We start from the raw sequence: 21,073 nt of genomic DNA on the forward strand, positions 1-21,073 counted from the left end.
TTAATTCAGGTGCCAATAACATGGCGTCCTGCTTACTGACTTCTGGTTAACTTAATGATGATGACTGCGCCTTCCATCACCACCCGCATTTTACGGCTGATTGTTGAGCTTTCCCCCGTCAGCCAGTCTGACCTGAAAGTCCGCAGTGGGCTGAGTATGTCCACCGTGTCTCAGGCGACCAACCGCCTGCTTGACCGGGGCATTATTCAGGAACTGGGGCTGCGCCGTGTTTCCATGGGGCGGCCGAAAACCTTGTTAGGGCTTAACCCGGATTACGCCAATGTAGTTGGTATCCAGCTTAATGCTGAGCGCAACCTGATTGTTATGACAGACCTCGCCGGTAACCTGGTGGGGGAACAGCAGATGCCATCAGGTGAACTGACGCCTCGCCAGTTAGGTGATGCGCTGGCAAAATTTCTCAAAACCACGGGTGACAGGCATGTTGGCGCCATTGGCCTGGCGCTTTCTGGCCTGGTGGATGCACAAAGTGGCTACTGTGTGCGTTCCACGGTACTGAACTGGGACAATGAACCGGTTGTGGAACAATTGCAGGCCCGCTTTCACCTGCCAGTGTTTATTGAAAACGACGCTAACGCCATGGCACTGGCGGCACAGGTTTTCGGCCAGTTAGGCCAGTCGCGCACTGCGATTGTCGCCACTTATGGCAAAGGCATTGGGGCGGGAATCATACTAGACCGCCAGTTATACCGTGGCCGCCATGGTACAGCCGGGGAAATTGGCAATGCTTTCTTAACCGATGGCAGTGGGCGAACGCTGGAAGATGCTGCTTCGTCAAAAGCGATTCTGCGGGCGCTGGCTGAAACCGGGGCAACACACCTGGCAGCCCTTGATGAACGCCCTTCCCCACAAACTCTCGAAGTATTGCGGGAAGCAGGCGAGCACCTGGGCAGTGCACTGGCAAACCTGGCGGTGGCATTTGACCCGGATGTGGTTTACCTGGCAATGGAGCCGCAAATGGCCTCGCGAATTTTGCTCGACCAGGTGACCCAGAGTTTCCACACTTACCGGCTGAAACTCACCCCACAGCTCACCCCGTTGCAATTTTTAACAGAGTCCAACCGGATGTGGGCACTGGGCGCCGCCGGGCTCGCCGTTGACCGGCTGATAGATGTGCTTTCTGTAGAAGCCGAAGCCGAGCGCAACGATAACTAACCCGCCAGAAGGCGGGGAGTCTGATGACAAACCTCATATCCGCACAGAACGAGTGGATGTCACCCAATAAAAACCAGGAAAATCAATTCATTGATTTTCGGCTGCTAACTAAAAAGAAGGAAAAACCACGTTTTTTCCTTCTTTTTCATCAATCTCAACCCGCCAGAAGGCGGGTTATATTTATTGACCTGGCCCAAGGGCACCCAACGTTAACGTAACCGTAACCCGTTTTCACGGAACAGCAGCAGGCTGGGCTGTGACAACGCAAGGCTCATCTCCTGGCGCGTTTCAACATTGTCCCCGTCACGCAGCTCAACCACCAGCATCTCTTCCCGGCCAATATCCAGGTAGACATAATTGGTGTGCCCCAGTTTTTCCACCCAGGAAACTGGTGCGGTGAATTGCGCGGTTCCTTCACCCTTGCAGATGATGTGTTCCGGACGCACGCCCAGCCACAGTGTCTCCCCTTCTTCCACCGCTTCAGCCACCGGGCACACCAGGTTCTCCAGCGCCAAATCTGCCACCCGCAGTTGCACTTCACCCGGTTTTGTCGCGGTAACCGTGGCAGGCAACACATTGATTTTAGGCGAGCCAATAAACCCGGCGACAAACAGGTTATCGGGGTTGTGGTAAATCTCCAGCGGTGCGCCAGTCTGTTCAATTTTCCCCTGGCGCAGAACCACAATGCGGTCTGCCAGGGTCATTGCTTCCAGTTGGTCGTGGGTTACATAAATCATGGTATTACCGAGTGCTTCATGCAGCCGGGCAATCTCAATGCGCATTTTCAGGCGCAACTCTGCATCCAGGTTGGAAAGCGGCTCATCAAACAAGAAGATAGATGGCTTGCGAATAATCGCCCGGCCAATGGCCACACGCTGGCGCTGGCCGCCAGACAGTGCGCGCGGCAGGCGCCCCAGGTATTCTGTCAGGTGCAGTTTTGCCGCCACCTCGTCCACTTTGCGGTTAATCTCCGCTTTCGGCCGTTTCGCCATTTCCAGTGGGTAGGCCAGATTATCCCGCACCGACATATTGGGGTAGAGCGCATAAGACTGAAACACCATGGCGATGCCCCGCTCAGAGGCTGACTGGCGCGTCATATCTGCACCAGAAATCAGTAGTTGCCCTTCCGTTATTTCTTCCAGCCCGGCTATCATGCGCAGCAATGTGGACTTTCCGCACCCCGACGGGCCAACAAACACCACAAATTCACCACTGTTAATGGTGAGATCCAGCCCCGGGATAACAGTCACCTGATCCCAGCGTTTTGTCACATTCTTCAGTTCCAGACTGGCCATTTCCGCTCCCCTTACAACACCTGACCCATATAAATGGCATTGCGGCGGAAAATATGCCGGAAGCCCATTTTTTCATAAAACGCGCACACACCTTCGTTTTGCAGGCTGACGCCCAGGTGCACGCCGGGCACGCCCGCATCGCGCAGTGCAGCCAGTTGCCGGGTTACCAGCCGCCGCCCCCAGCCGCCCTGCTGTGCAACTGGCAGCAGGTTAATATGCAGGTGTGCAGGCCAGCGGCCTGTCAGCTCTTCACTGGCATTACCCGGAGCCCGGATCTGCCCCAGCACTTTCATATCCAGTGGCGCTTCACTGGTGCGCTGTGCATAGCGCTCCTGCAACACTGGCCACCAGCTCTGCGCCAGGCGGGCTTCAAACGCTGCGGTATCGGGTGTGGCAACCACGTACCCCACCACTTCACCAGACATTTCCAGAACAAACGCGAAATCAGGCTCAAATTCCGCATAAGGCAGGACATACAGCAAACCGGGGTAATCGCCATCACTGTACAAATCAGTGGCATCTTTCCCGGCATTGGCTGTTTCAAGGCAAATACGGCTTAACGCTGCGCGGTCTTCGGCACGCGCCGGACGAATAACATCGGTGGATTCAGGCATCATGAAGCGCTCGCTGGTTATTGGCGGATTATGCCAGGGTAATTAAATCGTACTTTTTTTTCAAGATAGAATAATTACCACCATAGTAATTTTAGCCCGTAGAACATATTGCCAGAATTGCCAGTAAGAGCTTCCCCTTATATTTAGCACTCAACAGCCAGACAATGGACATTGATTTTACTCACATTATTTTCTACGCTCTAATTTCTCTGGCTTGATTTGCCATAACACATAGGAAATTATTATGTTATCTCATTGACTACAAAGGATATTATTTTTCACAACAGAATCGCCTCTCAATACAAAAAATACCCAGCCATATTACTGGCGTTACTCTATTACAGTAGTTTTATATGCTAACCACCTGCTCCGGCATTAGTTTTTCTGTGACCAGGATAACGTTATTTTCCTGTTAAAAATGCCGTTTGACTTTATTTTTTATATAAAGTAAGTGTAGTACATGATGCAATTTACAGCATCGTGTCACGCTGCGCACGGGAAGTGCCAAAAGCAATAATGCACGGAGGCGGGCCTTGTTTGGTGTCCAGAAGAGGTTTGATTCATGCGTCATTCACATCAGGTTCGTTTTACCCGCAAGACACGTATCGCTTTACTCGCGGCACTCACCTGTAGCGTGTTAACCGCACCATTACATGCACAAACACTGACTATCAGTGCCTGGGATATCTATAATTACCCGGAACAAAGCGCGGTGATTAATAAAGCCATTAAAGATTTCACCGCCGCCAACCCGGGTATTCAAATCAACCGATCCATTCACGCCTTTGAAGACACCCGCATTCCACTCAAGCTGGCACTCTCTTCTGGCGATGGCCCCCAGGTGGCCCAGGTCAACCAGGGTGGCGGTGATATGGGCGCCCTGGTCAAAGAAAAATTACTGGTCCCTATGGACGGTTACGCCACCACATACCAGTGGACCACCCGCTTTCCGGATTCCATCCTCAAACGCAACCGCTGGTCTGAAAAGCAGGACTTCGGCAGTGGTCATTTGTATGGCGTAGCAAGCCTGGGTGAAATGGTCGGCCTGTATTACAACAAAGCATTGCTGGATAAAGCCGGTATCCCGGTGCCGAAAACCATGGAAGAGTTCGAACAGGCACTGGCGAAACTCAAGCAACAGGGCACTGCCGGGCTGATGCTGGGGTTGCTGGATGGTAACGCCGGGCAGCAAATGCTCAGTACATTATGGGAAGACCAGATTGACAGCAGCGAGCGCAAAACCCTCGATAACCTGATTTATGATGTGGGTGGCAGCTTTAAAGACGCGAAACTGGAAAAAGCCGCGCAGTTAATGCAGAAGTGGAACCACGACGGTTATTTCTTCCCGGGCTTCCAGGGCATTGGCCACGATGATGCCGCAACCCTGTTCCAGAATGGCCAGTCTGCATTTTTTATCAGCGGCACCTGGTACATGGGCCAGTTTAAAGCCAATAAAGACATTCATTTTGCTGCACTGCCTGCATTCCCTGGCGTGAAAAAACCGCTGATGGTTGGCGGCACTGACCTGCCATTCTCCATTACCAGCACCGCGAAAACCAAAGCCCAGCAGGATGCCGCCGCAAAATATATTAACTACATTGTTTCCGACAAAGTGGCAAATGACTGGCTGCAGGCCGGGTTCCTGCCCGCGTCGTCTTCTGCTTCCGCCACGTTACCCAAAGACAACCCGTTGTTAAGCGATGTCTATAAAGTGTGGGTGACAGTGAATCAGAATGACGCGCTGGGCCACTACCTGGACTGGGCTACACCTACCATGCTCACCACCCTCAACCAGAATGTACAGCTACTGATGGCCGATAAAATCACGCCACAGCAACTGGCTGAAAATGCAGATAAGGATTACCAAAAATACCTGAGTTCCTTAAAACACTAACTGCACGAGGTGTGGAAACAGCATCATGCTCAATCGTTCACGTTTACGTAATGCACTGTATCTTTTGCCCGCGATGTTGGTGTACAGCATTTTCCTGCTGTTCCCGCTAATGGCTTCACTGGGTATAGCGTTCACCGAATGGGACGGCAGTACCCGCCCACTGTTTATTGGCCTTGGCAATTTTGTGCAGATCTTCCGCGACCACGAATTCTGGACTGCGGTAGGTAACAATGTGGTATTGATGCTGTTCTACACAGTTCTGCCAGTGGGCCTTGGGCTGGCACTGTGCAGTTTTTTGAGCGAACTGCGCCGCCCGCGCGAACTGACTGTGCTGCGTTGCCTGTTTTTCCTGCCGTACATTATGCCCATGGCCGTTCTGGGTGTGGTGTGGCGCTGGTTGTACAACCCGGCCTTCGGGCCGATTAACCAGTTTCTGCGTGCCATTGGCCTGCCAAACCTGGCGCTGGCCTGGCTGGGTGATTTCACCTGGGCACTGCCCGCTACCGGGATGGTCGCCGTATGGTACTTTTTCGGTTTTTGCCTGATCTTGTTTATGTCTGGTATTCAGCGCATGGACCCGTCGATTACCGAAGCCGCCGCACTGGATGGTTCGTCCCGCTGGCAAAAATTCCGCCGGATTACGCTGCCGGGGTTGCGCCCGGAAATTAAAATAGCGCTGATCCTCACTGTTATCGCCAGCCTGAAAGCCTTTGACCTGGTGTATGTAATGACCCAGGGCGGGCCGGGAACCTCGACACTGGTCACCAATATGTATATGTACCAGCAGGGGTTCGACCTGCGCCACTTTGGCTATGCCTCGGCCGTCGCCATTGTCAGCCTGTTTATTGTCTTTGCCATTAATGGCGCGTTGCACTTTGCCATACGGGAGCCAAAATCATGATAAACCGCACGCCCCTGCTCTCCCGGGCATTGTTGTGGTGCCTGGCGTTAATTACCATCGCCCCGTTTTTAATGGCGTTTCTCACTTCATTTAAAACCCAAATGGAACTGTTCCAGGGCGTATTTGCCCTGCCCCACACGTTCAGCCTGGCCAATTACCTGTCGGCCTGGGAAGACGGCCATTTCCGGGTCTATTTTATGAACTCAGTGCTGGTTGTGTTCCCGGTGGTGATACTCAGCATCCTGCTGGGGATTTTATCGGGCTTTGGCTTTGCTTTTTTGCGGGTACCGGGCAAAACCCTGTTCGCCCTGTTGATGGCGCTGGGTATGGTATTGCCTTCAGAGTCTTTTATTATTCCCCTGTACCATGAACTGCGCTGGATGGGGCTGACCAACACCTATCTTGCGCTGATCCTGCCGCAGGTGGCGTTGTCTATTCCGTTCACCACACTGATGGTCGCCACCGCTCTGCAACAAGTCCCGAAAGAGTTAATTGAAGCAGCGGTAATGGACAACACCCCGCGCTGGCGTTTGCTGTGGAAAATTCTGGTACCGGCCATTTGGCCCACCCTTTCTACGTTGGCACTGCTATTGTTTATCTGGACCTGGAACGAATTTTTAATTCCGCTCATTTTGGTTAATCAGGAAGATTTACGGACCCTGCCGATTGGGATGATGTTTTTCCAGAACAAGAACACCATTAACATTCCGGTACTGATGGCAGGTGCAATGATTGTTATTCTGCCGTTAGTGGCTGTGTTTCTGGTGTTCCAGCGCAAATTCATTAGCGGCGTAACACAAGGCGCGGTGAAATAAATGCAACGGACTTTGACGCTCCCCAAAGGCCACCCGGCCAGTTCCCCGGTAACCGGGATAATTCAGCAGGCCATAGATGAAGTAAACAACGCTGGCGGCGGAACACTGGTGCTCCCTCCGGGGCAATATTTAACCGGCGCACTGGTTCTGCCTTCAAACTTCTGCCTGCATTTTGAACCCGGTGCGGCACTGGTTGCCAGCAGCCAGTATGAAGATTACCTGGCGGGTGAAACCCTGAGTGTGGCCGAGCAATCCAACCGGGCGCTGATCTACGCCCGTAACCAGCACAACATCAGCCTGACCGGCCAGGGCCGCATTGATGGTAATGCCGATGCCTGGTTCTCTGCCACCAAAGACGCCATGGGCTACCGTATGCCTGCGCAGGAGCGGCCGCGCATTATTGTGTTCGAAGGCTGTAATAATGTGCGCCTGCAAAGCGTGCGGGTGCATAACGCACCAATGTGGACTGTTCACCTGGTTGCCTGTGAACAGGTGTTTATCAGCCAGATGGTTGTTGATAACGATATGACCATGGCGAATACCGATGCGCTGGATATTGACAGTTGCCGCTATGTACATATCAGCGACAGCCATTTCAGTGCCGCCGACGATGGCATTTGCCTGAAAACCACCCGTAAACCGGCCCCACTGGCTGGCCCCACCCAACATGTCACGATTAGCGGTTGTACTCTGCGCTCCGCGAGCAGTGCATTCAAAATTGGCACTGAAACCGTTGATGACATTGAAGATATTGTTATGACCGGGTGCACCATCTACGACAGCAACCGTGGCATCGGGATTATCAGCCGTGATGGTGGAGCACTGCGCCGCCTGCGGTTCAGCGATATCACGTTTAACTGCCATCATGCTAACCCCTGCCACTGGGGGCGCGCAGACCCGGTGTTTATCTCCTGCCGCACGCGTGACCCAAAAGTGCCCCCCGGCACCATCAGCCAGGTCAGTTTTAATGGGATAAGTGGTACTGCTGAGGGGGCCATTAACCTGCACAGCGAGCACCCCGCAGGCATTGCCTGGGTACGGCTCAGCCAGGTTCAGCTTTGCCAGGTGGCATGTGGCGACCCGCAACAAGGCAGCTATGATATTCGCCCGCCCTGCAACCCCGAACGCCCTACAGGCACCGGGCTGGACAACGCATTTTTGATTAACCCGGCAAGCGGTGAGCCATGGGGTGTGGAACGTTACCCAGGCGGGATGCCGGCAATTTACGCCACTGGCGTGTTGCACCTGGCGCTGGATAACCTGTCCATTGAACGGCCTCACCCGCTTCCCGCTGGCTGGCACCCGCAGGCGGTTATACAATCATAGCCTTTCAGATAAATGCGAATAAGTATCATTTATTTTACTAAGCTAAAACACGAATGATACACTTGCTCCCTTCTGCGGCAGGCCATTGCCTGCCGCCAGTAACTGACAGGTGAGCATGAAAACCCAGCAACCGCTACCCCCGCCACAATTGTTCTCCGTGGCGCATTTTCTCGACTTTGGCGCACGCTACAGTATTGATTACCACTTCCCGGGTCTTGGCATAACACCTGCGGTAAACTCTGCCCGCACCGTAATGCGCGGCTATGTGGATGAACTCACCCTGCCATCGGGGATTTTTGCCACTTGCTCTGATTTACAGGTGATTGAACCCTGGCACTCCACGTCACTGGGGTGTGCACCGTTGTATATTTTGGTCGTGCTTGAAGGGAACGTGCAGCTAAACCTGAATGGCAAAGCCTGGCGAGTCCAGGCGGGTATGGCACTGGCGACCCACCTTGGTGAACAGCAAGTGTTGCGTGCCTGCCACCAAAGCGATGAGCGCCTGGTGACTGTTTCACTGGCACTGCCAGCGGCAGGCGCTGCCGTCCACCCGGCAGTTGCCGCGCATGTATCCGCCTGGCAGCAACTGGGGCCACTCACTACCGCCTGGCCGGTAGCCAGTTATGTTCTGGGTGGGTTACGCCAGGCACTGCTGCGCACCACCACGCCACTGGCCCGCCAGCTCACACTGGAAGGCGCTTTGCTGCAGTTACTGGGCCAGCAAATGCATGAAAGTGCCACCAACAACGCAAACCTGCGTGGCGAACGCCTGCGGCTGGAACAGGTGCGTATGATACTGGAAACCGCCCCGGAACAGCCCCATACGCTGGAGGCCCTGGCGCGCACAGCCGCCATGAGCACAGCCAGCCTGCGCAGTAAATTCCGCCAGGCTTATGGCGACTCGGTGTTTAATTACCTGCGCGACTGCCGGCTGGCCCTTGCCCGGCGCTATCTTCTGGAAGGCGACAGTGTTCAGGAAGCCGCCTGGAAAGCTGGCTATGCCCATGCCACCAATTTTGCGACCGCCTTCCGGCGGCGTTACGGTATTGCCCCCAGTGATGTTCACCCGGTGCAGTAAGGCCTGGTTTTAGCATTGCGCATACACAGTCTGTCACCCGGCATAGCCCGTTCGGGCCATATAACCGTAATAATAATCACTTTCATTAAATAATAATTCAAGACAGGTTCAGATACATGGCAAGGTCAGGGGCATTCTCCTTTTCTTTACTGGCAGGCAGTATTGCCGCCAGTTTTTTCCCCGGCGCACAGGCGGCCACCACAGCGGCAGGTTCCCAGGAAAGCACCATAGTTGTCAGTGCCACAAATAGTAAGAGTAGTAACAGCGTGGCACCTTACACCAACAGCGCCACCAAATCCGCACTACCGGAAAACCGCACACCACAAACCATAGATACCATCAGCCACAGTGAAATGGCACAGCGCCACCCGCAGTCGCTCAATGAAGTGCTGCGCTATGCCGCCGGGGTTTCAACCGAAATGCGCGGCGCCACCACGTATATGAGCGAATATAAAATCCGTGGTTTTAATGCAGAGCATGAATACCTCGACGGGTTGCAACTGCCCTATAACGTGAGTGGCAACACCAAAGCGAATATCGACCCTATTCTTATGGAGCAGGTTCAGATCCTTAAAGGGCCATCTTCGGTGTTATATGGCAATGCCTCTCCCGGCGGGCTGGTGAATATTCAGAGCAAAATGCCCGAGAAAACACCTCACAACGAAATTGGCTTTAATACTGGCAACCGGAATTTAAAAGAAGGCTGGCTGGATTCCACCGGGCAAATTGCCAACAGCGACTGGGCATACCGGTTAATTGGCAAAGCCAGTGAAGGCAATGACCAGGCCCGCACCACCAAACACGAAAGCTACCTGATTGCGCCTTCTGCCATCTGGCAGCCTTCCGACCAGACCCGGCTAACTATTCAGGCGCTCTACCAGAACCAGCCCAGCCTGACTCCATCTAACCCGTTACCACTGGCTTACCTGCGCAGTGGCTATGCCTCGCGCCGGGATTTCGCGGGCGACCACTGGAATGGGTTTAAACAACGTGAAGGTATGCTGGGTTACACCTTTGAACACCAGTTTGATAACGGCTGGGGTGTGGTACAAAAAGCGCGTTATTTCAATGTGGATACCCACCAGCGCAGTATTTACTCCACCGGAGTGGGGGCCAGCAATACTCAGCTTTCCCGCTTTGGCTACACCACCGATGAAGACCTGGACAGCATCAATGTGGACAACCAGGTGAGCAAAACAGCCAACTGGGGCGACTGGCAGCACCACCTGTTAGCCGGGTTCGACTACCAGCACCTGAATTCCCATATGAAATACCGCTATGGCACAGTGTACCCGGGCATCGACATGCAACACCCGGATTACAGCCAGGTGACCAGCGACAACCTGGGGCTGTACACCGCCACGAAGCAACGCCTGAGTTATTACCAACAGGGCTGGTATTTACAGGACCAGGTAGTATTCGGCGGGCTGAACCTGGTCGCCAGCATTCGCTACGACAACTATCACTCCACCACTACCAATAATCTGGATAACGACAGCAAAAGCTGGGTGAGCCAGCAGCGTGTCACCAAACGCCTGGGCGCGCTGTACCAGTTCGACAATGGCATTGCGCCTTACGTCAGTTACTCAGAAGGGTTTTTGCCGGTTTCACCGCAGGGTACACTTACCGCGCAGCAAGTTAAACCCACCACCAGCGAGCAACTGGAAGGCGGTGTGAAGTACCAGATAGCAGACTATGCCACCACACTGACCGCGTCTGTTTTCCGTATCCGGCAAAAAAACGTAGTGACTACCGACAACACCTACACTGCCGATTACCAGTTGAATTACTGGCAAACCGGGGAGATAACGTCGAAAGGGGTTGAATTAAGCGCTATCAGCCGCCTAACTGATAACCTCAACCTGGTCGCCAATTATGCCTGGACTGATGCGAAGAACACCAAAGATGCGCTCTACCAGGGAAAACGCCCGACACAAGTGCCTGAGCATGCCGCCAACCTGTGGGCCGATTACCACTTCAGTTCCGGTAGCCTGAGCGGGTTAATGATTGGTGCCGGTGCGCGTTATACCGGTAAAACTGAAATCACCCCGGATAACAGCCTCCCGGCGCTGGGTGGTAATACTCAGTACGATATGGCAGTAAGTTACGATATGGGGGTTATCAGCCCGTCTCTGGCGGGGCTGACGCTGAAAGCCAGCGGCCAGAACCTGACGAATAAACTCACCTGGACTTGTTATGACGCCAACTACTGCTGGATTGGGCGGGACCGCACCTGGCAGGTAGGTGCCAGCTACCAGTTCTGACAGCAAATAAAACGGGCCCGGCGCACAGTAAATGCACCCGGCCCGTTAATCATTATGCGGGGAATTACTGCCCGGACCAGGCGCGCAGGTTATTTTCGCGTACCTGCAATTTTTGCTCTGGTGTCAGTTTAAAATAACCCGGTGCCATGCCACTTTCCCAGTCGCCATACAACGGGTTCGGCAACACAATCAGCTCAGTGCCAAAGCGGGCATGGTTATCACTGACAAACTGGCGGCGAGCCGCGTTGTCTTTGTGGTATGTCGCCGCCCCAAAGTCATTGAGGTTGTCGCCAACATATAACACCACATGGTAGCCACTGGCTTTCACGCTGTCGAAGCGTGCCTGTTTATTCGAGCTGTCTGTTTTCAGCAACAGGGTTTTGTCATTAACGCCCGGGAAGCCCAGCGCTTCCATATTGGCTTTGGTAGCCGCGCTGTCTTTGGCATCACGGTTGGAAATATAGAACATCGTACCGCCATGGCTGTTCACGTAGCGGGCAAACTGTACCGCGCCAGGTACGGCCACCGCCTGTTTGGCCTGAGTCCACTCCGCCCAGGTTTTATCACTAAAAGGCTGCCCGTGTTTGGCCTGCCACGCACTGTATGCGCTGTTGTCCAGCATGGTTTCATCCAGGTCGACAATGACTGCCCGGCGGCCATGCACTTTATGGGCCGAGGCATCAAACGCCAGGCGCGCACTGTTAAAAGCCTGCCACGCCAGCGCCTGGTATTCACCAGACTGCTGGAACCAGTTCACCGCCAATACAGACTGCCCGGCCAGTTGCTGCTGAGCGGTTTGTTGAATGGATTGTTGTGACTGGGGTGATGGCTGTTGAGCACCTTGCTGTGGTGCGGCACACCCGGCCAAAGCCAGAATGATGGCCGCGCCAATACCCTGCAAAATCGTTTTTTTCATGGGGCTACCTTTATCCTTATTTTCGCCACGAGAAAGCACGTTTAGGTTATGGAAACACAGTTCAAAACTGTGCGCAGTTAACGTTAGCAATCTGAGCCAGGAAAACCAGTATGTTGTGCAGAAAATCCTGAAAAATCAGTAAGCATTTGTTCCAGAATGGCGGCAAACAGCACAACACCCATGGCAGTTTCCTGACACGGGTGTTGTGGGTTTACCAGAAAAGAGAGGTTACTTCGTGAGTTCCGCCCGGGCTTCAGCCAGTTCCGCCTGCGCTTCGGCCAGTTTGCGCTGGCGTTTTTCTATTTTTTCTTGTTGGCCGGAAGCCTGTGCTTCTTTCAGTTCGTGAGTACGTTCTTTTACCTCACGTTCTTTTTCCTGTACTTTCACCTGGCGGCTTTTCAGCAGGCCTTCGTCTGTACAGTGGTCTTTCACACTTTGCAGCGCTTCTTCAAGGCCCCTTACCCGCCCGGCATTCCCCTGCTCCCGGGCATGCACTAATTGCTGCTCAATTTCGTGCTGCTTCGCGGCACAGCCGGTAAGCTGGCTGGTTGCGGCCTGCGCCAGCCCGGGGGCTGCAAGAGCAGGAACGGCCAGCATTATTGCTGCTACCCAAGTGGTGGTTTTGTTACTCATTCTAAGCTCCTTATCGTTATTGCTTTACCGGCCAGTCATTGGCGACGGTTTACTGATTCTGTTCCGCAGGCTGCTGTTCAAACGCCTGCTTTGGTGGCCTGGGGTATTTCCACAGCCATTTGCCACTCGCCATACGCCAGTAGAAGCAGGCAGCGCGTACAGCCCAGTCGAAGAACATTCCCAACCAGACCCCGACCACACCAAACCCGAGCACAACGCCCAGCACGTAGCCCACCACAACCCTGGCGCCCCACATGCTGAACATAGAAATCCACATCGCAAAACGGGCATCGCGCGCCCCTTTCAGGCCCGCAGGCAACACCCAGGACGCCGCCCAGACTGGCATAAACAAGGCATTCAGCCAGAGCAGTATTTTCACCACATCTTTTACATCCTGCTCATGGGTGTAGAACGATGCCAGTAACCCGGCAAACGGCGCACTGCCCCAGGCAATAATGGTCAGCCCGAATGTTGCCAGCCAGAACACATGGCGCAACTGGCGCTCTGCCTGCCCTATCTGGCCTTTACCCAGCCGTTTACCAACAATAATGGTGGAAGCAGAGCCCAGGGCGTTACCTGGCAGGTTGATAATCCCGGCAATAGAAAACGCAATAAAGTTACCGGCGATGACATCTGTGCCCATCCCGGCGACAAAGACCTGGGTGAGCAACTTGCCGCCATTAAACAGGACAGACTCGATACTGGCCGGAATACCAATCCCCAGCACTTCCACCAGAATGCCAAAATTAAGCGGTTTGAAATAACTCTTCAGGCGAATACGAATGGCCGGAGTGAACCCCACCATCAGCACCCAAATAATGGCGAAGGCACCAATATAACGGGAAATACTCAGCCCCAACCCGGCACCAATAAAGCCCAGACCGTGCCAGGAGAAACAGCCGTAAATCAGCAAGCTACTGATAATGATATTCAGGATATTCATACCGCCATTGATCAACAGCGGTATTTTGGTGTTGCCTGCTCCGCGCAATGCACCACTGCCTATCAGGGCGATTGCCGCAGCCGGGTAACTCCAGGCAGTGAGTTGCAAATAGGTAAGCGCAAGTGCTTTTACTGAGGGAGCGGCTTCACCGGCAATCACATTAATAATGTGCTCGCCCATAAAGTGAATCACTACTGCCATCAGCACCGCAATAAGGGTCATTAACACTAATGACTGGCGTGCTGCAGCCCGTGCTCGCTTCCTGTCGCGTTTACCCAGGCTGAAGGCCACCACCACCGTAGTACCGAGATCAACGGCAGCAAAAAACGCCAGAATAACCATGTTAAAGCTGTCTGCCAGGCCCACGCCTGCCATCGCTTCTTTACCCAGCCAACTAACCAGGAAAGTGCTCAACACACCCATCATCAGTACGCAGGTGTTTTCAATCAAAATGGGGATGGCAAGCGGCGTAACTTCCCGCCAAAACAAAACGCGATAACTCTTACGATTACGGTACCAGTGTGTTGCCACCACGCGCTGGTGCATTGCGGAAAGTACTTTCAAATTGGACTCACAAACAGAATGTTGAAACCCAGTTTTAAATGATGAGGGAGTATTCGTATTCCTGCAAAGGATTTTCGGGGTTATTTGTCTGATAATCCAGCGAGCTGCTGAGATAATCGCCACTTGGCGTGGATTTGGCGATTTAGGTTTGACAATTGTTTTTTCGCCGCTATGATTGCCTCCACACGATTCCTCTGTAGTTCAGTCGGTAGAACGGCGGACTGTTAATCCGTATGTCACTGGTTCGAGTCCAGTCAGAGGAGCCAAATTTGAAAAGCCTGCTTACGAGCAGGCTTTTTGCTTTTGTGGGATTTGGTGAGGACGGCTGTAGTTGCGTTTCACCCCACAAATTATTTTCTGACAAGTGCCCGGCAGTAGCTCATGCGCGCCAGCCCACAGATTTCTTTCAGGAAAATGGATTCACTTCGGTTCCCCGCAGCCCACCTGCTTCATCTTAAATAAGTCTATAATTCGCCTTTTAACATATTGCATGGAAGGAATTGCGATGAGTACGGTTGAAGAATTAAAGGTAAAGTACCCGGGTGCGAATGCGTGGCAAATTGGCGACAGCCCAGAGCTGGCTAATGAACTTGCAGACCTGGTGCTAAGAGGGATGAAAACTGCCTCTTGCGGCTCATTGTCGGCTTTTCAGCAAGAAGAGCCTGCGCCCAGAATAGGAAGTTATAACATTATTCTCAATGGCGAAGACGTTCCAGTATGCGTTATCCGGCTGCTTTCATTGAGACTGGTGCGTTTTTGTGATGTTACTGAAGAGTTTGCCAGAAAAGAAGGCGAAGGTGATTTAAGCCTCGAATACTGGCGGAAAGAACATCAGCGTTTTTTTATCCGCGAAGGTTCTTACTCCGATGATATGGAGCTTGTTGCAGAAGAATTCGAGGTGGTTGAAGTTCTTTGATTTAATAAATAATGGGCCGCACCCTAGCCTTGCATGTAATTGAAATTGTGAAAGGAACTGCCTGTTTGTATGATGCCTGTCCTGATCACAATGGAACATCACAACGGCTGGTTTACTGCGAACAGGTCAAGCACAGCGGGGAGCTAACGGCAAATAAATGCCAGATGTAATCTGACAGATACCTGTATAAATAATCGGTAACTGTCAGATCAGGTCTGAGTTAATACACCTGAGTTCGGCGCGATGATGATAATTATGAATATGATGACTCAATCATTCTCAAACCAGCAACGCGATTTGACAGACGTCCTATTCCGCTAATTTCAACTTCGATAGTGTCACCCTCCTGCATAAATAAAGGGGGAGTTCTTTTTTTACCCACACCACCTGGCGACCCTGTGATAATCACGTCCCCCGGGCTAAGCGGACTGAAGCGTGAAATATAAGCAATTAACTCCGCAACAGAACGCACCATATTTTGTGTAGAATCATGCTGCACCCTTTGCCCGTTCAGCCAGGTGTTGATAGACAGAGTCTGAGGGTTCTCAATCTCATCACGAGTGACCATCCATGGGCCAAACGCGCCAGTTCTCTGCCAATTTTTCCCTGACGTGAACCAGGTATATTGCATATCACGCACAGAACCATCCATAAAACAGCTATAACCGGCTACATATTCCAGTGCGGTATTGCAGCTTACGTTACTGGCGTGTTTGCCAATAATCACAGCCAACTCACCTTCATAATCAAATTCATCACTGCTTTCAGGTTTGCATAGCTCCGCGCTATGCGCCGTGAGCGAATCAGGAAAACGGACAAACAGCGTCGGTGCATCAATAGTTTGTTCAAACTCGATACGTTTATCCTGATAGTTCATCCCCACGCAGAATATTTTATCCGGATTGTCAATCACTGGCAGAAAGGTGATTTCGTCCAGTGAGAATACCGGAACTTGCTCACCTACAGGCAGAGTTTCGCTCAAAAAGTCAGTCATTAACGCTGATTTTAAATCCGGATAATGCCATCCTAAATCATGCACTTGACCATTTTGATGATATCCCCACGTTTTTTTCCCGGTGTTGGGATGAATAAAACTCAGTAGTTTCATATAAACCCCCAGCCATCAGGCTATTTAATAAATTTGATCTGTTGGTTTATTTCTTCAATCACCGGTAGCTTGCGTTGATTATAAACCTGCTTATTCCCTTCGATCAGGTTGTTACCTTCGGTATCGATTGAGATAATTAACGGGCCAAATTCTTTAACCCGGCATACCCACAGCGTCTCTGGCATTCCTAAATCCCGCCACTGAGCATCCTCAATTTCTTCTACACAAGTTGCGGCCAATACCGCACAACCACCGGGAAAGATCGCGTGTACCACTTTATGCTGCCGGCAACCCTCTTCGGTATTTGGCCCCATACCCCCCTTCCCAACAATCAACTTCACCCCGGTTCTTTCAATAAACTCTTTCTCGAATTTTTCCATTCGCATACTGGTCGTCGGACCAATCGAGATCATCTGGAACTGGTTATTCCCTTTTTCGACTACGATCGGCCCAGCATGAAAAATAGCCAGACCACGCAGATCCACCGGAAGCTCACGGCCCAGTTCAATCAAACGACGGTGCGCCACATCACGACAAGTCACCAGCGTACCAGTCAGATAAACAACTTCACCCGGTTTCAGCGCCAACAGGTCTTCATCTTTAATCGGTGTTGTCAGGATTTTTTTCACAGTACAGCCCCCTTGTGAGACAGAATTTCATACGACAAATCAGCAGAGAAACGGATCGCTCCACGGCGGTGAGCCCAGCATCCAGTAGACACCGCCACCCCGATAGTGGAGGGATGACGCGCCGACGATTCAATATTGACGCCCATCACCGAAGCATTGCCACCCAACCCCTGCGGCCCCAATCCAACCTGATTGAGACCCGATTCGAGGAGTTCCTCCATCTTCGCCGCATCCGCATTGGGATGGCGTGAATCAACGGGGCGCAGGATGGCTTTTTTCGACAACCGAGCTGCCGTCTCAACCGAGGTGGATACCCCGACGCCCACCAGTAAAGGCGGGCAGGCGTTGACGCCGTAGGACGTGATAACATCGAACACGAATTGGTTAACGCCTTCGTAGCCCTGACCCGGCATTAGCACCTTAGCCGCGCCGGGTAACGAGCAGCCACCACCGGCCATATACACTTCAATGGTGCAGCTGTCGTCATCCGGAATAATCTCCCAGTCCAGCCAGGGTACACGCGAGCCTGTATTGGTGCCGGTGTTCTTCTCTACAAAGGTTTCCACTGCGTTATGACGCAAAGGTGCCTTTCGAGTGGCTTCCAACGTGGCATTCCGCAGCACATCTTCAAGTTCACCGAGGTACGGGAAGCGTGCCCCCACCGTAATGAAATACTGAATCACGCCAGTGTCCTGGCAGGACGGGCGATCCAGTTCATCTGCGCGTTTTTGGTTTTCAAACATCGAGTCATAAACAGCACAGGCTAAAGGGGCAGTCTCCTGCTCACGCAGCGCTTCCAGTTTGTTAATCACGTCTGTTGGCAGACGTTTACCAACGTACCCAGTAAATCGGGTCATAATGTCTGTCAGTTTTTCAACAGCAGTTAATGTGCTCACAAGTGTTCTCCAGCATTAAATTAGGCAAGGGAATTGTTAACCGCTTCCCGTTTGCGGTTAACTTGAATAGAGAGGACCAGGATGGCCGACAGCAGTAACATTCCCGCTACGCAATACATCGCCAGAGAGAAGCTGCCAGTGGTTTCTTTCAGCCAGCCAATAATCGCCGGCCCGGCAAAACCGCCAAGGTTGCCGATTGAGTTGATTGCCGCCAGTCCGGCTGCGGCTGCCGGGCCTTTCAGGAACAGCGACGGAATACTCCACAGTGGAGGCTTGCAGGAAGAGATTCCGACACTGGCCATAACCAGAGCGACCACCGCCAGCGTTAAGCTGTGCACCGAACCGGCCAGAATGAAACCGACACACGCCAGTAAACACGCAGACACCACATGCCAGGTACGCTCATGGGTTTTGTCGGAATGTTTTGCCCAGATGATCATCGCGATGACTGTCAGCGCAGCGGGTAACGCATTGATAAAACCAGTTTGCAGGGTGGTCAGGCCAAACGATTTCAGGAACTGAGGAGACCAGATATTCAGAGAATACAACCCGGCAGAGGTGCCGAAATAAACAATAGCCAGCGTCAATACGCGAATATCAGATAGTCCTTTCCAAAGGCTGGTTTTCTGACCCGATGCTTTATTCTTGCCTTCCTGCTCGAGGGTATTAATTAACCACGCCGTCTCACTCTTATTCAGCCAGTTGTTTTTTTGCGGACGATCATTCAGATAAAAAAAGGTAAAAATCCCCAGGATAACAGCAGCAATGGCGTCCAATAGAAACATCAACTGCCAGCCTTTCAGTCCCAGAGCACCATGCATACTGAGGATAGTGGCGGCTAACGGCGAACCTAACATGGCTGAGATTGGCGCTGCTGCCATGAAGAAGGCAATCACTTGGGCACGACGTTTAATTGGAAACCAGGTGCTGAGATAGAGAATGATTCCTGAGAAGAAGCCCGCTTCCGCCACCCCCAACAGAAAACGCAACAGATAGAATCCGTTGGCGCTTTTGACAAACATCATACAGGCGGCAATCACGCCCCAACTGATCATAATGCGTGCCAACCAGATACGTGGGCCAACTTTTTGCAAAATAACATTGGAGGGTACATCAGTAATAAAGTAACCAACAAAAAATAGCCCAGCACCAAGACCAAAAACCGATGAAGAAAATCCTAAGTCCTGATTCATGGTTAATGCAGCAAATCCAATATTTATTCGATCAAAAAAAGCAATAAAATAGGCAAACATAACAAAAGGGACGATGCGCCACGTTATTTTTCGCAACGTGATATGTTCAATATCATTACTCATACTTTCCATCCTTTTAAGTATTATCGGGGTACATTTAGATTGATACTTACATTGCAATGGAAAAACTATAATGAATTAAACTCAGGCAATCATTGCTCTCTGGTTATATAAATAATTCACACAATCCACATAAAATATCTACCGGGCTATTTTAATTGACACAGATCACTTAAATCAGCTGATAATGATTTATTTTTACATCGAGACAAACTTAATTTTACGATTAAGAAACAATCGACAAAAAAACGAATCTACAGAAATGTGATCCAATTCAAATCATTGCCCGGTGAGGAAGTAGCGCAAAAAACCGTTGAATACTAGTGTTCGTTATTACTTCAATACTTTTGCAGACGAGTCCCCCGTCTGCACCCGTGAAACATCACAACTTTCCAGTAAGTTCGCTCTTGTGATCGGTAAGTAACTTCAACATATCCCTTAAATACTCATCTTCATTGCCTTTCTGCCAGGCAATGCTCAACGGTAGACCTGTAATATGTTCATCTAATTCCAGGTCGATATAGGCAACATTTTCACTGTTCATGTTACGGTAAGATGCTGGCACCACTGCCAGCCCAAGACCGGCAGCGACCAAACTTAAAATAGTCTGTTTTTCTTCAGCAAATTGGGCAATCACGGGCGCCACTCCCGCTAATTTATAAATACTCATGGTCAGATCATGGCTGTGTGGTCGAGTGCGTCTTCCCGGGATAATCATCGCTTCAAGTTTAAAATCATCTAATGAAACTGCTTTACGTTCAGCTAACCGATGGGTCGCCGGGACTGCCAGCACACAACTTTCGCGCGTAATAAAACGAACGGAAATGGAAGCATCAATGATTTGTGGTGCACGAAAAAAAATCATATCCAGCCAACCTGATTTTAATTTAGGCAACAGGTTGATGGTTTTATCTTCAATAATATGAATATCCGTATTGGGATGAGTCGGAACAAAGTGGTGTAATAGCGCCGGGACTAATCCACGTGCAGCACTGTCAATCGCACCGATCCTTAACGTGCGACGCTCATCTTTTAATCCACCTTTAAAACGCAGTGCCAAAGCATCAAATTGATCGATGAGTTTGTTAGCTTCGTCAAAAAAAATAGCCCCCTCAGCGGTGAGTGAAACATTACGTGTAGAGCGATTTAAAAGTCTAACGCCCAGATCTTCTTCGAGTAACCTAATGAAGCGAGAAAGTGACGCAGGCATCATTTCCATTCTTTGGGCTGCACGGCCGAAATGTAACTCTTTGCCCACGACGACAAAACAACGCAATTGATTTATATCCACATTATCCTCGCAAATCATTATTCAAATAATTTATCTAATCGCACATTAATGATCTGTTAATCCAAAACTGCATACTGAGCTTAATTACAAAAAAATAATACACTCCTATGCAATCTGGAGCATTTTAATATGAATGATCACTTCGAAAAAAGAGTAATGCCTAAAGCGACCGTGCTCATTGTCCCTTTCACCATGCTGTTTGACTTCATCGTATTTTTCAATCGCATAAATATTGGCTTTGCCGAATTCCCCCCCGGCGGAGATCACCAACTTCTGCAGCATTACTCAAGATGCACAGCCTGATGGGCTTCGCTGGTTGGCAGTGGATGTTTGTGCTGGAAGTCATCCCTGCCATGGTGTTTAGCATCGCGTGGTTGTTCTTCGCTACCGACCGTCAGGCAAAGGCCAAATAGATGACCGATAAGGAGCGTGAGTGGCTGCAAATACTATGCAGGTAGAAGCGGTGGTGCGTGCGAACAAACCCCAGATAGCGAACACAAAAAA

18 protein-coding genes, 1 tRNA gene and 1 pseudogene are annotated in these 21,073 nt (G+C 51.4%); 10 read left to right on the forward strand and 10 right to left on the reverse strand.

The genetic code is table 11. The features are described 5' to 3' along the window. Positions 1-60 precede the first annotated feature (60 nt). Positions 61-1,173 carry an ROK family transcriptional regulator gene (locus DT73_RS17530; protein ID WP_036112589.1) on the forward strand — a complete coding sequence of 371 codons (1,113 nt, stop codon included), beginning with the start codon at positions 61-63 and terminating at the stop codon, positions 1,171-1,173. Positions 1,174-1,382: 209 nt separating this feature from the next. Here DT73_RS17530 and DT73_RS17540 read toward each other — a convergent pair whose 3' ends face one another. Next, positions 1,383-2,468, reverse strand: a complete 1,086-nt coding sequence (locus tag DT73_RS17540; protein WP_036112303.1) for an ABC transporter ATP-binding protein — start codon at positions 2,466-2,468, stop codon at positions 1,383-1,385. A gap of 11 nt (positions 2,469-2,479) precedes the next feature. Further along, positions 2,480-3,085 carry a GNAT family N-acetyltransferase gene (locus DT73_RS17545; protein WP_036112306.1) on the reverse strand — a complete coding sequence of 202 codons (606 nt, stop codon included), beginning with the start codon at positions 3,083-3,085 and terminating at the stop codon, positions 2,480-2,482. 559 nt (positions 3,086-3,644) lie between these two features. Between DT73_RS17545 and DT73_RS17550 the strand changes: the two genes are divergently transcribed. From DT73_RS17550 to DT73_RS17575, 6 genes are all read left to right on the forward strand, one after another. Further along, complete coding sequence (locus tag DT73_RS17550) at positions 3,645-4,976, forward strand: extracellular solute-binding protein (protein ID WP_084172314.1); 1,332 nt, start codon at positions 3,645-3,647, stop codon at positions 4,974-4,976. 25 nt (positions 4,977-5,001) lie between these two features. Beyond that, entirely contained in the window at positions 5,002-5,877 is an 876-nt protein-coding gene (locus tag DT73_RS17555; protein ID WP_036112309.1) for a carbohydrate ABC transporter permease, read from the forward strand. After that, entirely contained in the window at positions 5,874-6,692 is an 819-nt protein-coding gene (locus DT73_RS17560; protein WP_036112312.1) for a carbohydrate ABC transporter permease, read from the forward strand. The genes DT73_RS17555 and DT73_RS17560 overlap by 4 nt, the downstream gene beginning before the upstream one ends. After that, complete coding sequence (locus DT73_RS17565; protein ID WP_036112316.1) at positions 6,693-8,018, forward strand: glycoside hydrolase family 28 protein; 1,326 nt, start codon at positions 6,693-6,695, stop codon at positions 8,016-8,018. It begins immediately after the preceding gene. 115 nt (positions 8,019-8,133) lie between these two features. Further along, the gene (locus DT73_RS17570) at positions 8,134-9,096 is read left to right on the forward strand and encodes an AraC family transcriptional regulator (protein WP_036112318.1); all 963 of its coding nucleotides are present in this window, start codon (positions 8,134-8,136) and stop codon (positions 9,094-9,096) included. A gap of 116 nt (positions 9,097-9,212) precedes the next feature. After that, positions 9,213-11,360, forward strand: coding sequence for a TonB-dependent siderophore receptor (locus tag DT73_RS17575; RefSeq protein ID WP_036112321.1), 2,148 nt, complete (start codon positions 9,213-9,215; stop codon positions 11,358-11,360). A 64-nt stretch (positions 11,361-11,424) separates the two neighbouring features. Here DT73_RS17575 and DT73_RS17580 read toward each other — a convergent pair whose 3' ends face one another. From DT73_RS17580 to DT73_RS17590, 3 genes are all read right to left on the reverse strand, one after another. Continuing rightward, positions 11,425-12,276: a 5'-nucleotidase, lipoprotein e(P4) family gene (locus tag DT73_RS17580; protein ID WP_036112323.1), complete on the reverse strand. Its 852-nt coding sequence runs from the start codon at positions 12,274-12,276 to the stop codon at positions 11,425-11,427. A 228-nt stretch (positions 12,277-12,504) separates the two neighbouring features. Beyond that, positions 12,505-12,909, reverse strand: a complete 405-nt coding sequence (locus DT73_RS17585; protein ID WP_036112328.1) for a DUF1090 domain-containing protein — start codon at positions 12,907-12,909, stop codon at positions 12,505-12,507. A 49-nt stretch (positions 12,910-12,958) separates the two neighbouring features. Beyond that, the gene (locus DT73_RS17590) at positions 12,959-14,398 is read right to left on the reverse strand and encodes an EmmdR/YeeO family multidrug/toxin efflux MATE transporter (protein ID WP_152552547.1); all 1,440 of its coding nucleotides are present in this window, start codon (positions 14,396-14,398) and stop codon (positions 12,959-12,961) included. A 208-nt stretch (positions 14,399-14,606) separates the two neighbouring features. On the opposite strand from DT73_RS17590, the gene DT73_RS17595 reads away from it, so the two are divergent. Further along, a tRNA-Asn gene (locus DT73_RS17595) sits at positions 14,607-14,682 on the forward strand. 239 nt (positions 14,683-14,921) lie between these two features. Beyond that, positions 14,922-15,332: an ASCH domain-containing protein gene (locus tag DT73_RS17600; protein ID WP_036112331.1), complete on the forward strand. Its 411-nt coding sequence runs from the start codon at positions 14,922-14,924 to the stop codon at positions 15,330-15,332. 253 nt (positions 15,333-15,585) lie between these two features. Here DT73_RS17600 and DT73_RS17605 read toward each other — a convergent pair whose 3' ends face one another. The 5 genes from DT73_RS17605 to DT73_RS17625 form a co-directional block, all read right to left on the reverse strand. Then, positions 15,586-16,440: a fumarylacetoacetate hydrolase family protein gene (locus DT73_RS17605; protein ID WP_036112334.1), complete on the reverse strand. Its 855-nt coding sequence runs from the start codon at positions 16,438-16,440 to the stop codon at positions 15,586-15,588. A gap of 20 nt (positions 16,441-16,460) precedes the next feature. After that, positions 16,461-17,069: a L(+)-tartrate dehydratase subunit beta gene (gene ttdB, locus DT73_RS17610; protein WP_036112337.1), complete on the reverse strand. Its 609-nt coding sequence runs from the start codon at positions 17,067-17,069 to the stop codon at positions 16,461-16,463. Further along, a complete protein-coding gene (ttdA, locus tag DT73_RS17615) occupies positions 17,066-17,926 on the reverse strand; it encodes a L(+)-tartrate dehydratase subunit alpha (protein WP_036112598.1) in 861 nt (286 codons plus the stop codon). The genes ttdB and ttdA overlap by 4 nt, the downstream gene beginning before the upstream one ends. Positions 17,927-17,985: 59 nt before the next feature. Next, positions 17,986-19,281, reverse strand: coding sequence for an MFS transporter (locus DT73_RS17620; RefSeq protein ID WP_036112340.1), 1,296 nt, complete (start codon positions 19,279-19,281; stop codon positions 17,986-17,988). 379 nt (positions 19,282-19,660) lie between these two features. Next, positions 19,661-20,569, reverse strand: coding sequence for a LysR family transcriptional regulator (locus DT73_RS17625; RefSeq protein ID WP_036112343.1), 909 nt, complete (start codon positions 20,567-20,569; stop codon positions 19,661-19,663). 263 nt (positions 20,570-20,832) lie between these two features. Between DT73_RS17625 and DT73_RS27095 the strand changes: the two are divergent. Further along, positions 20,833-21,050: pseudogene (locus DT73_RS27095) on the forward strand (MFS transporter); the annotation flags it as partial. Positions 21,051-21,073 lie beyond the last annotated feature (23 nt).

Origin of the sequence: Mangrovibacter sp. MFB070, from assembly GCF_000705335.1 — a bacterium.
GTDB classification, from domain to species: Bacteria; Pseudomonadota; Gammaproteobacteria; order Enterobacterales; family Enterobacteriaceae; genus Mangrovibacter; species Mangrovibacter plantisponsor.

Excerpts from the sequence above, each read along its gene's own strand:
- ttdA (WP_036112598.1), bottom strand. The coding sequence starts at position 17,926 with ATGACCCGATTTACTGGGTACGTTGGTAAACGTCTGCCAACAGACGTG.
- DT73_RS17545 (WP_036112306.1), bottom strand. The coding sequence starts at position 3,085 with ATGATGCCTGAATCCACCGATGTTATTCGTCCGGCGCGTGCCGAAGAC.
- DT73_RS17555 (WP_036112309.1), top strand. The coding sequence starts at position 5,002 with ATGCTCAATCGTTCACGTTTACGTAATGCACTGTATCTTTTGCCCGCG.
- DT73_RS17550 (WP_084172314.1), top strand. The coding sequence starts at position 3,645 with ATGCGTCATTCACATCAGGTTCGTTTTACCCGCAAGACACGTATCGCT.
- DT73_RS17530 (WP_036112589.1), top strand. The coding sequence starts at position 61 with ATGACTGCGCCTTCCATCACCACCCGCATTTTACGGCTGATTGTTGAG.
- DT73_RS17585 (WP_036112328.1), bottom strand. The coding sequence starts at position 12,909 with ATGAGTAACAAAACCACCACTTGGGTAGCAGCAATAATGCTGGCCGTT.
- DT73_RS17580 (WP_036112323.1), bottom strand. The coding sequence starts at position 12,276 with ATGAAAAAAACGATTTTGCAGGGTATTGGCGCGGCCATCATTCTGGCT.
- DT73_RS17600 (WP_036112331.1), top strand. The coding sequence starts at position 14,922 with ATGAGTACGGTTGAAGAATTAAAGGTAAAGTACCCGGGTGCGAATGCG.
- DT73_RS17560 (WP_036112312.1), top strand. The coding sequence starts at position 5,874 with ATGATAAACCGCACGCCCCTGCTCTCCCGGGCATTGTTGTGGTGCCTG.
- DT73_RS17590 (WP_152552547.1), bottom strand. The coding sequence starts at position 14,398 with ATGCACCAGCGCGTGGTGGCAACACACTGGTACCGTAATCGTAAGAGT.
- DT73_RS17565 (WP_036112316.1), top strand. The coding sequence starts at position 6,693 with ATGCAACGGACTTTGACGCTCCCCAAAGGCCACCCGGCCAGTTCCCCG.
- DT73_RS17605 (WP_036112334.1), bottom strand. The coding sequence starts at position 16,440 with ATGAAACTACTGAGTTTTATTCATCCCAACACCGGGAAAAAAACGTGG.
- DT73_RS17575 (WP_036112321.1), top strand. The coding sequence starts at position 9,213 with ATGGCAAGGTCAGGGGCATTCTCCTTTTCTTTACTGGCAGGCAGTATT.
- DT73_RS17620 (WP_036112340.1), bottom strand. The coding sequence starts at position 19,281 with ATGAGTAATGATATTGAACATATCACGTTGCGAAAAATAACGTGGCGC.
- DT73_RS17540 (WP_036112303.1), bottom strand. The coding sequence starts at position 2,468 with ATGGCCAGTCTGGAACTGAAGAATGTGACAAAACGCTGGGATCAGGTG.
- DT73_RS17570 (WP_036112318.1), top strand. The coding sequence starts at position 8,134 with ATGAAAACCCAGCAACCGCTACCCCCGCCACAATTGTTCTCCGTGGCG.